We start from the raw sequence: 13531 nt of genomic DNA, 5'->3' as shown, positions 1-13531 counted from the left end.
GAAGGCGGGCTTGCGGAGGCTTTTTCGCGATGATCGGGCTCGGGCGCGTCAGCCGCCCCGGTTCTTGTCGCGCTTGGCCTTGCGGCTGAGCCGCAGCACCCAGATGCCGACGCCGGCGACTACGGCCGCTGCCAGCACATAGAACAGAATGGCGTACAGCCTGTCCTCGAATGGGGTCATCATCATGTCGCTTCGCCTCCGTTCCTCTTTTTCATCTTTACCCCATCCGGCCGGCTTTAAGCCTCGCTTCCTTCCGAACGCAGGAACCTTTGGCGGCTGGCCGAATATCCATACAGAAAGAAGAGGAAAGCAAGCCCATCTCATCGTCAAGGAAGGTCAGAGGAGCATGAGAGTGCATGAATTCATCATCCAGGCCGATTTCGGCCGTGAAGACCTGACGCGCCTGTCGGCGGAGGCGGCGACGTTCCAGTCCGACATCAAGTTGGAATTCGCTAGCGGCGACAACATCAACATCGTCGATGTCAAAAGCCTGCTCGGCATGCTGCTCCTGCCGATCCGCCGAGGGACCGAAGTGTTCCTGCGCGTGCGCGGAAAAGACGAGGAAGAGGCGTTCGCCGCCATGCTGGACGCGCTCGAGAAGGAATAGCCGGCTGCGGGAGGGCGGGCTAAGGCGCGGTCGAAGCCGAAGCGGACGAGGCGCAGGCGCCGCCAGGCGGAGCCGGCTCCATGTCGCCGGCCGCTTGGGCAGCGACGGCTGCCGGCGGTTCTGCGGAGCGTTCGCCGCGCAAATAGACGGCAAATCCGCCCATCATGACGGCTCCGCCGATAAGCTGGAGCGCGCCGAAGGTCTCGCCGAACAGCATCAAGGCAAGCAGGCTGGCGCCGATCGGCTCGGCAAGCACGGTCATCGAGACGGTCGTCGCCCGCAGATGCTGCAGCAGCCAGTTGAAGAGCAGATGGCCGAAGACGGTCGGGATGACGGCAAGCAGCAGGAAGATCATCCATTCGCGAGGCGGGTAATCGGTCATGGAATAGCCCAAGGCGCCGTTGTAGCCGGCGAACAGCACCGTCGTCACGCCGAAGACGACCAGGCTGTAGACGAATGCCGGCATCCGCTCGAGGAGCCGTTTGGCGAGGATCATGTTGAAGGCGATCGCGACGGTCGACAGCAGCGACAGGGCGTCGCCGAAGAAGGCCGTGCGAGAGAGGCCGAAGTCGCCGGAGCTGACGAGCACGGCGCCTCCGATGGAGATCGCCATGCCGACGATGGCCAGCTTGCCCAGCCGGTCCCGCAGGAAAAAGAAGGCGAGAGCCGCCACGAAAGCGGGCTCCAGCGTCAGCATGATGGTCGAGCTGGCGATCGACGTATAGGAGAGCGACGCCATCCAAAGCAGGAAATGCAGCGCCAGGAAGAAGCCGGCGCCGGCGAGCAGCGCCCAGTCCCGGAGCGTCAGCCTGCGGATCGCGGGCAGCTGCTTCCACGCGAACGGAAGCAGAAGCAGGAACGTGAGCAGCATGCGGTACTGACCTTGCACGGATACCGGCGCATCCGAGTAGCGCACGAGGATCGGGGCGAAGGAGATCGCGGCCATGCCGACGAGCAACGGGACGACAAGCGGAAATCGAGGTCTAGTTGTAAGGGCCATAACGTCCATTGTACGATCCGCTCCAGTCTCGATCAAGCTTCGGCTCGATTGTTTGACAGTGATAATTATTATCAATTAGACTGGACATATGCGGGACTTCAAGCGAAGAAAGAAGGAATGCAGATGCTGGTCATCCAACGAAGGATCAAAGTGAAGGAAGGACACGCCGGACAAGTCGTCGAGCGGTTCAGCAAGCCGGGTCCGGTGCAGGAATTCGACGGGTTCGTCGATATTCAGATCCTTCAGAAGGTCGTGGGGCGCGGCGAGGAGGAGGTCATCGTCCAGATCCGCTGGGAATCGGAGCAGGCTTGGAAAAACTGGGAGAAGAGCGACGTCCATATCCAGGGCCATCGCAACAGCCGCGGGCAGGAAAAGCCGGAGTACGTGCTGGATACGGAGGTTTCCCGCTACGAGCTGGCGGCGGTCAAGGAGCCGATCCGCAAGGGTACGTGATTTGTCACATTTATAGCCCAAAAGAGCCATCATCGCCCTGATCCGATCCGTTACACTAGGAGCAGGAAGGAGTGGCTTTGAACGATGCACGCAGAATCCTCGACTCCGGTAGACTGGTTTTATTTAAGCTTATTCGCCGTCCTTATGATCGGCATGCTCGTTTTGTTCTGGATCGGCTTCAAGAAGCTCGACGACTCCGACGAGGAAGACGAAGACTTCGGCGACGGCCGACCGGCCGCACCTGCGACGGGCGACAGCGGCGCATCGCTGTCCTATGACAAAGACCGCTCCTAGGAGCGGTCTTTGTCATAGGGGCGGCGGCGCGGACGGCCAGGCGGCGAGCCAGCCCTCGAGCTCGCCGATCGCGTCGATGATCCCGTCCGGACGGCTGGTCCGGGACGGGCTGTACTGGCGCAGCGCCAGTCCTTGGCGGACCCAGACCGCCCGCATGCCGAGATGCTTGGCCGGCACGATGTCGTTGTCGATGCGGTCTCCGACCATGAGCGACTGGGCGGGCGGACAGCCTGTCGCCTGCAGCGCGTATTCGTAGAGCTTGGGGTCGGGCTTGGCGAGGCCCAGCTCGGCGGAGGCGAACACCTCGTCGATATGCTCCAGCAGGCCGTAGGAGCGCAGCCGGTCCGCCGTTCCGGCGCTCTGATTGGCGATGATGCCGATCCGATAGGAGGCGCGCAGCCGCTGCAAGAGGCCGAGCGCGCCCGGAAACGGCCGGTCAAGCTCCTTGCGGTACTTCATCTCGGACCAGATCGCACGGCGCAGCTCGTCGCCCGGGAACAGCGCCTGCAGGATGTCCGCCATCGGGAACGGGGAAAAGCGGCGATGCGCTTCCATCCACAGCTCGCGCACCTGCTCGCGCTGGACGGCGATGCCTCGGCGTCCGGCGGCGGCGATGAGCTGACGGGTGATGTCCTCGATCGGCTCGGATTCGTCGACCAGCGTCTCGCCGACGTCGAAAAAGATCCATTTCAGGGGAGAGGTATTGGTGTCCATAATCCGTATCGTATCATGTCCTGCCGATCGCGAACAAGGAGAAGCAAACAGATGACGGAAACATTTGGCTTGTGCTATAATACGATTCGTTCCACAACGTAAGCGGAACTTATTTTCGTGGTTAAATAGGAGAGTCGGGGAAGAAGGATGAGTTCAGTCTTGGAGAACCGCATGGCTATGACTCAGCTTACGAGCCAGATGGGGAAGCTGCTCCGGGACCGCTTCGGCAAAGGGCCGGAGTCGATTTACGTTTCCGCCAACGAGGTATGCGTAAGCATGCATTTCCGCCAGTTCGTCAGCGTCGTGGAGAAAATAATGCTCCAGCAGAACAAGGACGAGGCCGTACGGGATACGCGGCAGCTGGTGATGGACCTGCTTGTGCCGGAGTTCAAGGCTTTGATCCTCCGCACGCTTGGTCTCGAGCTTCAGCACATTTATTACGACTGGAATCTGGACAACCATTCCGGAATCATGATCGGCCTCGTGGACAGCTCGCTGTTCGACCGGTACCAGGAATCGTATCGCGGCAAGGAGTATATCCATCGCCAGGTCGAGCGCATCTCGGCCGAGGCGGAGAAGATGCCCGACGCCATGCATTCGTTCTGGACGAACGCGCGCACGCTCGTCATCGTCCGATCCGGCATCCTCATCAAGCTCGAGAAGGAGCTGTTGAGGGCAGGCTACGAGCCCGCTCTGCGGGTCGCCAAGCGGGCGCTCGAGAAGTCGCTGCTGGTGACGGAGGTCGATATGAACCAAGCGCTCGGACGGACGCCGGACGGGATCTACCTGGACTGGAAGTTCGATCAGGACCAGAGCATCATCGTATTCACTTTTCCATCCGAAACATCGACTTAATGAACAGATGGCCATTGCCACGCTGAACATGAGCCGAGGAGACAGCTGCCCCATGGCGGCTTGGTTCCGAGGCTCTTTTTATTTTTCGGACAAGGAAAGGAGAGAAAGTAGGAGAGCATGATGGGGAAAACAGGCAACAACGAGGAGCAGAGCGTGCCGCGCGCGCAGATGCGGAGGATGCAGGACGAGCTCCAGCTCGTCCTGCAGGAGCTGAGCGCAGCCGTGCAGGCGGATGCTTACTACATAGCGGACGAGACGGGCGAGGGGGACTGCGTCGTCGCCCTCTGCCACAGCGGAGAGCCGGTGCTTCATCTGGGCATGGTCCTGCCGCCTCCGGAGGCTCCGGAAGCGGACGAGGATGTCGTGCTCCGCTTCCATCGCATTCAGGCCCGCATCGCCGCAAGGCCGTCCGGCCTCAAGAAGGTCGGCATGCTGCGCAAAGAGCGGCCGTTCAGCAGCGAGGACAAGGATGTCCTGCTCCGCGCCGCCGACTCGCAGTCCGTCGCCCTGCCTTCGGAGGGCGGCTCGCTTCGATCGCAGGACAGCGGCGAAGCCGGCTCGGACCCGTCCATGGCCCAAAAAGGAGAACGGCTGCGCTCGCTCGCCTTTGAAATGATGAATGGAGTGACCAGCATCGATGGAATGGCGCAGCTGCTGGCGGACACGCCGCTCGACCAGGGCCAGCTCGACATGCTCGAGGAGCTGCGCATGAACGCGGAGCATCTTGCGTCGCTGGTCCAGTCGCTGATGCTGCATGCGGACGAGGAGGACGGCTGGGAGGGCTTTGACGAGCTCCCGTTCTCCATCCTAGATCTGTCCAAGGACCTGGCGGACAAGCATGGCGAATCCGAATCGCCGAGCCGGCTGATCTGCTGGGTGTCCGCGGAGGTGCCGCATCAGGTGCACGGCCGAAGGGACCAGCTGTCCGAGCTGCTCGGACTCCTGCTGCAAATAGCGGGGGAAGCGTCCGATGCCGGCAGCACGCGGCTCAACATCCATGTCAACTCGGTCAATTCGGAGGACGGCAAGCTCGATCTGTTGATCCAGCTGCTGCTGGATCAGCCGGACGGAGGCGCTGCAGGCTCGCGCGCCTGGCAGAGCGAGGCGAAGCGGCTCGTCGAGCTCAACGGCGGAGAGTTGTGGGAGCAGCAAGGCGAAGCCGGCTGGGGACTGAACATGACGTTCCAGGTGCGGAGCGCCGGCTAGCGCCGGCATCCGCAGCGTCAGAACAGGCTCCAGTCGAACTCCTTGGACAGCGTCTCGAGCAGATGGACGCCGGCGATGCTGTTGCCGTGGCGGTTCAGCGAAGGCCCGACCAGGCCGATGCCCGCGCGCCCGGGCAGCAGCGCCAGGATGCCGCCGGAGACGCCGGATTTGGCCGGCAGGCCGACGTCGATCGCGAACTCGCCGGAGCCGTTGTACATGCCGCAGGTGACCATGAATGTCTTGGCGATCTGCACGTAGCGCCGCGGAATCAGCCGATCGCCGCTGTCCGGATCGAGGCCGTCCAGCGACAGCACGAGCGCCATGCGGGCGAGCTGGCCGCAGTCGACGAGCAGCGAGCAATGCTTGAAGTACACCTCGAGCACGTCCTCTACGCCGCTCTCGAGAACGCCGTTATCGGTCAAAAAATACGCCATGGAGCGGTTCAGATGGCCGGACTGCGATTCGGAGCGGTAGGTCGGCTCGTCCAGCTCGAGCGGCCCGCCGCCGGCGAGGCGGCCGAGGAAGGCGGCGATCCGGTCCGATTTCTCCTCGTTCGACGAGCCGGCGATGAGCGAGCTGACGACGATCGCGCCGGCATTGATAAGCGGATTGAACGGGATGCCCGGCTGCACGAGCTCGAGCTTGAGCATGCTGTTGAAGCTGTCCCCGGTCGGCTCCATGCCGACCTTGCTGAAGACGCGCTCCTCGCCGATGTCCATCAGCGCGAGCATGAGCGTGAACACCTTGGAGATGCTCTGCATCGTGAACCGGCGTCCGCAGTCTCCTGCGGAGAGGGCCGTTCCGTCCGAGGAAAGAAGATGAAAGCCGAGCGATTGCGGATCGGCCTTGGACAGCTCGGGAATGTAAGAGGCGACTTTGCCGAGCGGCGCGATCCCGCGGGCATCCTCCATCCATCCGGGCAGCCCGGATTTGATGGCGCTCCAATTCAGTTCGTTCATGGTCGGCTCAACCTTTCTTATGCGGTGCTTGGCTTCATTGTACCACGCGCCTCCCGCGAGTTTGAAATCGGCTCGGCGTCTCCTGTATGCTAAGAAATGGGAAACATCAGGAAATGACGCGGAAAGCGGGGCGTGGTGGGCTTGAACAATCGTTGGTATGTCGCCTCGTTCGCGGCGGCGCTGGCCGCGGCGGCGATCGGGCCGCTCGTCTGGCTGGCCGATCCGGTCCGGGCAGGCGGATGGTATTGGATCGACCTGCTGGAGGCGCTCGCCCGCGCTTGCGCGCTGATTCCGCTCTGCTGGACGGTCGGGGCGTACCGGGCGTGGAGCCGCACGGGCCGCCGGCGGCTCGGCTGGCTGCGGCTGCCGATCGCGGCCGGCGGCCTGCTCGCGTCGGGCCTGCTGCTGGCGCAGCCGGAGCGGCTCGGCTTTTTGGCCTGGACCTGCGGCCTGACGGCCGTGATTGTGCTGCTTGATGCGGGGCTGGAGGAGCGCGCCCGGCGCAAAGTCCCGTTCGGCACGCTGGGCTTCGCGGCAATCGTGCTGCTTCTCGGGGCGGCGCTGCTCTACCCGACGCCGTATTCGGCGCTCACGCCGGGGTTCACCTTGAACATGAACCGCTATGCGCACGTAGAGGGAGGACAGCCGCAGGGCTCGCTCGCAGGCGTGCTCGTCATCGAGCGGCCCGCCTTTCCTGTCGATTGGCTCGTGGCCGCGCTGTTCCCCCGCGTGAAGCTGGAGAAGCGCGACACGAGCATTCCGATCTCGGAGATCCAGCGCCAGGTCCATGTCCAGCGTGCCGGAGCCAACGAGATCGGCACGGCGGTGGCGCTGCAGAAGCTTGGTCTCGGCCAGGGCGTCCTGCCCCAGGGCGTGCAGGTGCTGGCGGTGCAGGAAGGCGGTCCGGCGGAGAACCGGCTGAAGCCGGGCGACCTGCTGCTGTCCGTGGACGGCCGGCTGGCGCGCACGACGGGCGAGCTGGCGGAGAGGATGGCCGATGTCGCGCCGGGGGAGGACGTCCAGATCGGCTATGAGCGCGGCGGCGGCAAGGCCGTCGCCGTCATCCGCTCCAAGGCATCCGCGGACGACTCGCGGCGCGCCGTGCTCGGCATCCAGGTCCAGGACCGGACCAAGGCGGATCTGACGCGGGGGATGGAGTACCGCAGCTATCTCGCCTACCAAGGCGGCCCTTCGCATGGCGCGATGCTTGCGCTGACCGTCATCGACCAGCTCACGCCCGGCGGCATCGCCGGCGGCAACCGTGTCGCGGGCACCGGCACGATCGACGCGGCGGGCCGAATCGGACGCATCGGCGGCATCGAGCAAAAGGCGTTTGCCGTGCAGCGCGCGGGCGCAGATGTCTTTTTCGTTCCGGTCGGGCAGGAGGCGGACGCCCGCAAAGGAGCGGAACGCTTGAACATCGTTCCGGTCGCCACGCTGGACGACATGCTCGCTTGGCTGAAGGCGCATCCGAAGCGTTGAGCCTCAAGCATGTCGTTTTTTCACCGAAAGGACACCCGAATGCAGGCCGCTTTGTTTCCAAGGCGGGCTGCATGCGGGTGTCTTTTTGCTTTGTTCGTCCTCGCATCGGCAACCGTCCGCACGAAAAAAGATGACTCCTGCCAGGACAGGAATCATCTTCGAGCGGTTCGATGGACGTCGTTTCGAGCAAGCGGCGAGCCGTCTTATTTTCCGCCCTTGCGGCTCAGCTCCGCAAGCTGATCCCATTGCGGCCCGGTGACCTCCAGCAGGCCGTTGAACTGCCCGGCCCCCTGCAGCCACTCGCCGCCGTCGATCGTCACGCACTCGCCGTTCAGATAGGCGGCGTAGTCGGAGACGAGGTAGGCGGCCAGGTCGGCCAGCTCCTCCTTGCTGCCGACACGCTGGAGCGGAATGCGGTCGATCATGCCCTGCGCCAGCTCCGGCGTGGGCAGCAGTCTTGACCAAGCGCCTTCGGTCGGGAACGGCCCCGGCGCGATCGCCACATGGCGGATGCCGTAGCGCGCCCACTCGACGGCCAGCGAGCGCGTCATCGCCAGCACGCCGGCCTTGGCGGCGGCCGAGGGCACGACGTAGGCGGAGCCGGTCTCGGCATACGTCGTCACGATGTTCAGCACCGTGGCGGGGCGGCCGGCGGCGATCCAGCGCTTGCCGAACTCCAGCGTCGCGTAGAACGTGCCGTGCAGCACGATGTTCAGCACGGCGTCGACGGCGCGATGCGAGAGCCGCTCGGTCGGACTGATGAAGTTGCCCGCGGCGTTGTTGACGAGCACGTCGATGCCGCCGAAGCGGGTCTCCAGTGCGTCCGCGAGCTTGGCTACCGCCTCGGGATCGCGGACGTCGCACGCATGGACGAACACTTCGCAGCCGGCGGCGGAGAGGGCGGCCTCGGCTTCGCGCAGCTTCTCCTCCCGCCGTCCGGCAAGCGCCACGCGCGCCCCGAGCTGGCCGAAGCCCTCGGCCATCGCCCGCCCGAGACCCGTCGCGCCGCCGGTGACGAGGATCGTCTTGTCCGCCAGCAGGTCGGCCCGGAACGGACCGGACGCACCTGCGTTCGAGCCCGGTCCGGACGGAGAGCCGGCGCCGGCTTGCCGCTGCGGCTCGGCTTCCATCAGGCCAGCACCTTGCGGAATTCCTCCGTCAGCAGCGGCACGACGTCGAACAGGTCGCCGACGATGCCGTAATCGGCCACCTTGAAGATCGGGGCCTCGGGGTCCTTGTTGATCGCGATGATGACGCGCGACTGGCTCATGCCGGCCAGATGCTGGATCGCGCCGCTGATGCCGCAGGCGATGTACACCTCGGGCGTCACGACCTTGCCGGTCTGGCCGATCTGCAGCGCGTAGTCGCAGTAGCCGGCGTCGCAAGCGCCGCGGGAAGCGCCGACGGCGGCGCCGAGCACGTCGGCGAGCTCCTCGAGCGGCTTGAAGCCGTCCGCGCTCTTCACGCCGCGTCCTCCGGAGATGACGATCTTCGCTTCGGCGAGATCGACCTTGCCGCCGGCCTTGCGCACGACGTCGCGGACGACCGAGCGGAGGTCGGCCGGAGCGGCATAGTCGCGGTCGACGACTTCGCCCGGCGCGGCGGCAGGCTCGGCCGGCGGAATGTTGTTCGGCCGCACGGTGACGACGCCGGAGTCGGAGAGGAAGCGCTTCTCCTCGAACGCCTTGCCGGCGTAGACCGGACGCTTGTAGAGCTCGCCTTCGCCGATCGAGACGACGTCGGAAATCTGGCCGGCGCCGAGCAGCGCGGCGATCTGCGGCGCGAGGTCGCGGCCTTCGGCGGTATGGCCGAGATAGACGCGCGCCGGCTGCAGCTCCTCGAGCAGCCCCTTGACCGCCTGCAGATAGGCGGGAGCGTTGTAGCTGGCCAGATCGGGATGGTCGACCGCGTGCACCTTGCCGCCGACATAGCCGGCCAGTTCGGCGGCAAGCGCGGTGATTCCGCTGCCGATGACGACGGCTTGGACGCCTGCGGCTTCCCCGCAGGCGATGCGTGCGGCTTGAAGCGCTTCCAGAGAGACTTGACGGAGCTTGCCTCCGCGGACTTCGGCGATGACGAGTACAGGTTGGCTCATCGTGATTCCTCCTCTAGGTCAAATGGCTTTGGCTTCCGTGCGGAGCAGCTCGACCAGGCGCGCGGCCTGCTCGGCCGGCGATCCCGAGATCAGCTGGCCGGCGCCGCGCTCCGGCGGCAGGGAGAGGGAGACGCGCTCGGTAAGCGCTTCCGCAGCGCTGAGGCCGAGATCGTCCAGCGACAGGGTCTGGAAGGGCTTTTTCTTCGCCTTCATGATGTTCGGCAGGGAAGGATAGCGCGGCTCGTTGAGTCCTTGCTGCGCGGTGAACAGGGCCGGCAGCGTCACTTCAAGCGTTTCCGTGTCGCCTTCGGCGTCCCGCTTGGCGGTCGCCGAAGCGCCGTCGACCTGCAGCGAGGTGATCGAGGAGACATGGGGCAGGCCGAGCCGGCTCGCCAGCCGGACCGCGACCTGGCCGCCGCCGCTGTCGACCGAGAAGTTGCCGCCGAGCACGAGATCGACGGACTGGCCGGACAGATACTTCTCCAGCGCGGCCGCGGCCGCGCCTTCGTCGGCGCCGATCCGCTCGTCGCTCAGCAGCACCGCGTCGTCGGCGCCCATGGCGAGCGCCTGGCGCAGCGCCTCGGCCGCGCGGTCCGGACCGACGGAGACGACGGTCACCTTGCCGCCGTGCTGGTCGCGCTGCTGCAGCGCTTCCTCGACCGCGTACTCGTCGTACGGATTGATGACGAACTTGACGCCGTCGTCCGACACGCGGCCGTCCTCGATGACGATCTTCTCCTCGGTATCGAACGTTTGCTTCAGCAGGACATAGATATTCATGCGCTCAGCTCCTCCTTGGTAGGTCGCGATTGGAATGGATCCATGCGGCGGCTATTTGAGGCCGCGCAGGAAAAACTCGACGGTCTTGCCCACTTGCGCCGTCAGCGAATACTTCATGCCGGAAATGAGCCAGGACGTGACGACCTCGTCCATCGCGCCGAACAGCAGCAGGCGCGTCAGCTTCAAATCCAGGTCCTGACGGAATTCTCCCTCTTTCACCCCTTTATCCAGAATATGCTCGATCAGCTCGATATACGGCTTGACGGCCAGCCCGATCGCCTTGCGCAGCTCCAGCGAGCTTTGGCGCAGCTCGATCTGTGTGACATAGGCCAGATTCACGTTGTTCTCCAGCTCGGAATAGTGGATCTCGCAGACGGCGCGCAGCGCCTCCTCGGCGGAGGACGTCTCCCGCACGCGGGCGTTGAACCGTTCGACAAGGCTCCCCAGCTTTTCTTGGAACAAAGAAATGAGGATATCCTCTTTCTTTTTGAAATACAGATAGATCGTACCGTCGGCGACGCCGGCCTCCTTGGCGATTTTCGACACTTGGGAGCCGTGGTAGCCGTTCTCCGCAATGACTTTCAGGGCGGCCTCCAAGATCAATTCATATTTTTCCTGCTTCCTACTTGTCATGGGCTGCACCTCGGTGGTAGTATTTACGTATGGTGAATGAATGCTCATTCATTTTCTTCATCTTAGGGGATCGAACACGGATTGTCAACGAAACGCTCCGAGTTCCGCTAAGATTTTTTTGTCTCCTATATGTAAGCGCTTCATATGGGGGAGCCTGGAAGCCACCGAGAGGAAAGGATGACCATCATGATCGGAATGTGGATTCAATTCGCGCTGTTCCTCGCCGTCACCGGCTACGGCGTCTATCTGTTCTACCGCGCGGTCTACCACCGCTACCTTTATTTGAAGCTCGGGCGTCCGGCCAAGCTGCCGGAGCAGGCGCCGGGGAGGATGAAGGAGTTCCTCGCCCAGGTGTTCGGCCAGACGAAGCTGCTCAAGGACGTGAAGAGCGGCATCATGCACATCGTCATCTTCTATGGCTTCGTCATCCTGCAGCTCGGCGCGCTGGACCTCATCATCAAAGGCCTGACCGGCGGCGGCCATCTGCCGATCCCCGGCTACGACCTGTTCAGCCTCGTGCAGGAGATCACGGTCGCGCTCATCCTGATCGCCATGGGCTACGCGGCCTACCGCCGCTACGGAGAGAAGCTGGCCCGCCTGAAGCGGGGCCTCAAGCCGAGCATCGTCGTGTTCTTCATCTTCGGCCTCATGCTCTCGGTCGTCCTCTCCCTCGCCTTCGAGCGCGTGTGGCTCGGCATGGAGCCGTCGGGCTACGCGCCGATCTCCTCGCTGCTCGCGGCGGCGATGGGCGGACTGTCCGAGCCGGCGGCCCACGTCCTGTTCCTCATCTCGTGGTGGGCGCATCTGGTCATCCTGCTCGCTTTCCTCGTCTATGTGCCGCAGTCGAAGCACTTCCACATCATCACGGCGCCGGTGAACATCTATCTGCGCCGGCAGGAGCCGGCAGGGCGGCTCGCCAAGCTCGACCTGGAGGACGAGGAGGCGGAGTCGTTCGGCGTCGGCCGGATCGAGGAGTTCACGCAGAAGCAGATGCTCGACTTCTACGCCTGCGTCGAATGCGGGCGCTGCACGAATGTCTGTCCGGCGGCCAGCACCGGCAAGGCGCTCTCGCCGATGCATCTGATCGTCAAGCTGCGCGACCATCTGATCGACAAAGGCGCGGCCGTCACCGGACGATCCCCGTGGGTGCCGGCGTTCGCCTTCGGCGCTCCGGACCCGGGCAAGGCCCATCTGTTCGAGCCGCGCAGCCTCGACCACGGTCCATCGCTGCTCGATCTCGCCGGCGGCGCGGGCAAGCAGGAGGTGGCGGCGGCAGCGGAAGCGTCCGCCGGCGTGCCGTGGGCCGATCCCGGCCGGTCGATCACCGACATCCGCCCGACGCTCGCCTGGCAGAAGGCCGGCTGGACGGTGCAGGAGCGCAAGCCCGAGGAGGTCCAGCTGATCGGCGAGGTCATGACCGAGGACGAGATCTGGGCCTGCACGACCTGCCGCAACTGCGAGGACCAGTGTCCGGTCGGCAACGAGCATGTCGACAAGATCATCGACCTGCGCCGCCATCTCGTGCTCATGGAGGGCAGCATGCCGCATGAAGGCCAGCGCGCGATGCAGAACATCGAGCGCCAGGGCAACCCGTGGGGAATCAGCCGCAGCGACCGCGTCAAATGGACCGGCGACGTCGAGGGCGTGTCGGTCCCGACGGTCAAGGAGAACCCGGACTTCGAGCTGCTGTTCTTCGTCGGCTCGATGGGCTCCTACGACCTGCGCAGCCGCAAGATCTCGCGCGCCGTCGCAAGGCTGCTGCGCGAGTCCGGCATCAGCTTCGCCATCCTCGGCAACGAGGAGCGCAATTCCGGCGACACGCCGCGCCGCCTCGGCAACGAGATGCTGTTCCAGCAGCTGTGCCAGGAGAACATCGAGACGTTCCAGCGCTACGGCGTCAAGCGGATCGTCACGGCCTGCCCGCATACATTCAATACGCTCAAGAACGAGTACCCGGACTTCGGCCTCGAAGGCGTCGAGGTGCTGCACCACACGCAGCTGTTCGCCGAGCTTTTGAAGGACGGAAGGCTGAACCCCGTCCATGAGGTGCGGGAGCGCATCACGTACCATGATTCCTGCTATCTCGGCCGCTACAACAACGTGTACGACGAGCCGCGGGACGTGCTGCGCGCGATTCCCGGCGTCGAGCTCGTCGAGATGGAGCGCAGCCGCGAGAACGGCATGTGCTGCGGCGCAGGCGGCGGCCTGATGTGGATGGAGGAGACGAGCGGCAAGCGCGTGAACCTCGCCCGCACGGAGCAGGCGCTCGAGGTGAATCCGACGCTCATCAGCAGCGCCTGCCCGTACTGCCTGACGATGCTGGAGGACGGCACCAAGCTCAAGGAGGTCGACGAGCAGGTCAAGGCGCGCGACATCGCCGAGATTCTCGAGCAGGCCGTCTTCGGACCGGCCGCCTCCGCCGGCCGCCCGGAAGGAGCGGCCAGCTGACATGA

The 13531-nt window shown here is 64.5% G+C and carries 15 protein-coding genes; 7 read left to right on the top strand and 8 right to left on the bottom strand.

Annotation, left to right across the window (positions count from 1 at the left end; genetic code table 11):
• Nucleotides 1-48: 48 nt before the first annotated feature.
• Nucleotides 49-186: a hypothetical protein gene (locus HGI30_RS11625; RefSeq protein ID WP_168907717.1), complete on the bottom strand. Its 138-nt coding sequence runs from the start codon at nucleotides 184-186 to the stop codon at nucleotides 49-51.
• Between the two features lie 160 nt (nucleotides 187-346).
• On the opposite strand from HGI30_RS11625, the gene HGI30_RS11620 reads away from it, so the two are divergent.
• Nucleotides 347-607 (top strand): HPr family phosphocarrier protein, encoded by a 261-nt coding sequence (locus HGI30_RS11620; RefSeq protein WP_168907716.1) that lies wholly within the window; start codon nucleotides 347-349, stop codon nucleotides 605-607.
• Nucleotides 608-626: 19 nt separating this feature from the next.
• Here HGI30_RS11620 and HGI30_RS11615 read toward each other — a convergent pair whose 3' ends face one another.
• A complete protein-coding gene (locus HGI30_RS11615) occupies nucleotides 627-1553 on the bottom strand; it encodes a DMT family transporter (RefSeq protein WP_235680106.1) in 927 nt (308 codons plus the stop codon).
• A gap of 177 nt (nucleotides 1554-1730) precedes the next feature.
• Between HGI30_RS11615 and HGI30_RS11610 the strand changes: the two genes are divergently transcribed.
• Nucleotides 1731-2060 (top strand): antibiotic biosynthesis monooxygenase, encoded by a 330-nt coding sequence (locus HGI30_RS11610; protein ID WP_168907714.1) that lies wholly within the window; start codon nucleotides 1731-1733, stop codon nucleotides 2058-2060.
• Between the two features lie 84 nt (nucleotides 2061-2144).
• Complete coding sequence (locus HGI30_RS11605; RefSeq protein ID WP_168907713.1) at nucleotides 2145-2354, top strand: hypothetical protein; 210 nt, start codon at nucleotides 2145-2147, stop codon at nucleotides 2352-2354.
• Between the two features lie 12 nt (nucleotides 2355-2366).
• Here HGI30_RS11605 and HGI30_RS11600 read toward each other — a convergent pair whose 3' ends face one another.
• On the bottom strand, nucleotides 2367-3068 hold the full coding sequence (locus tag HGI30_RS11600) for an HAD family hydrolase (RefSeq protein WP_168907712.1): 702 nt from the start codon (nucleotides 3066-3068) through the stop codon (nucleotides 2367-2369).
• Between the two features lie 177 nt (nucleotides 3069-3245).
• Between HGI30_RS11600 and HGI30_RS11595 the strand changes: the two genes are divergently transcribed.
• Both HGI30_RS11595 and HGI30_RS11590 read left to right on the top strand, forming a co-directional pair.
• Nucleotides 3246-3923 (top strand): Na-translocating system protein MpsC family protein, encoded by a 678-nt coding sequence (locus HGI30_RS11595; RefSeq protein WP_235680105.1) that lies wholly within the window; start codon nucleotides 3246-3248, stop codon nucleotides 3921-3923.
• Nucleotides 3924-4040: 117 nt separating this feature from the next.
• A complete protein-coding gene (locus tag HGI30_RS11590) occupies nucleotides 4041-5129 on the top strand; it encodes a HAMP domain-containing histidine kinase (protein WP_168907711.1) in 1089 nt (362 codons plus the stop codon).
• Nucleotides 5130-5146: 17 nt separating this feature from the next.
• Here the strand turns inward: HGI30_RS11590 and glsA are convergent, their stop codons facing one another.
• Complete coding sequence (gene glsA / locus HGI30_RS11585) at nucleotides 5147-6088, bottom strand: glutaminase A (RefSeq protein ID WP_168907710.1); 942 nt, start codon at nucleotides 6086-6088, stop codon at nucleotides 5147-5149.
• 141 nt (nucleotides 6089-6229) lie between these two features.
• Between glsA and HGI30_RS11580 the strand changes: the two genes are divergently transcribed.
• Nucleotides 6230-7570, top strand: coding sequence for a PDZ domain-containing protein (locus tag HGI30_RS11580; protein WP_168907709.1), 1341 nt, complete (start codon nucleotides 6230-6232; stop codon nucleotides 7568-7570).
• Between the two features lie 203 nt (nucleotides 7571-7773).
• Here HGI30_RS11580 and HGI30_RS11575 read toward each other — a convergent pair whose 3' ends face one another.
• The 4 genes from HGI30_RS11575 to HGI30_RS11560 form a co-directional block, all read right to left on the bottom strand.
• Complete coding sequence (locus HGI30_RS11575; protein ID WP_407945040.1) at nucleotides 7774-8607, bottom strand: SDR family oxidoreductase; 834 nt, start codon at nucleotides 8605-8607, stop codon at nucleotides 7774-7776.
• 92 nt (nucleotides 8608-8699) lie between these two features.
• Entirely contained in the window at nucleotides 8700-9665 is a 966-nt protein-coding gene (locus HGI30_RS11570) for an electron transfer flavoprotein subunit alpha/FixB family protein (protein ID WP_168907707.1), read from the bottom strand.
• A gap of 18 nt (nucleotides 9666-9683) precedes the next feature.
• A complete protein-coding gene (locus HGI30_RS11565) occupies nucleotides 9684-10445 on the bottom strand; it encodes an electron transfer flavoprotein subunit beta/FixA family protein (protein WP_168907706.1) in 762 nt (253 codons plus the stop codon).
• Between the two features lie 51 nt (nucleotides 10446-10496).
• Nucleotides 10497-11078, bottom strand: coding sequence for a fatty acid metabolism transcriptional regulator FadR (locus tag HGI30_RS11560; protein WP_168907705.1), 582 nt, complete (start codon nucleotides 11076-11078; stop codon nucleotides 10497-10499).
• A gap of 186 nt (nucleotides 11079-11264) precedes the next feature.
• Here HGI30_RS11560 and HGI30_RS11555 point away from each other — a divergent pair, with 186 nt between their 5' ends.
• Nucleotides 11265-13526 carry a (Fe-S)-binding protein gene (locus HGI30_RS11555; protein WP_168907704.1) on the top strand — a complete coding sequence of 754 codons (2262 nt, stop codon included), beginning with the start codon at nucleotides 11265-11267 and terminating at the stop codon, nucleotides 13524-13526.
• Nucleotides 13527-13531: the final 5 nt, after the last annotated feature.

Origin of the sequence: Paenibacillus albicereus (assembly GCF_012676905.1) — a bacterium.
GTDB classification, from domain to species: Bacteria; Bacillota; Bacilli; order Paenibacillales; family Paenibacillaceae; genus Paenibacillus_O; species Paenibacillus_O albicereus.
This window is presented reverse-complemented; position numbering and strand designations above follow the sequence as displayed.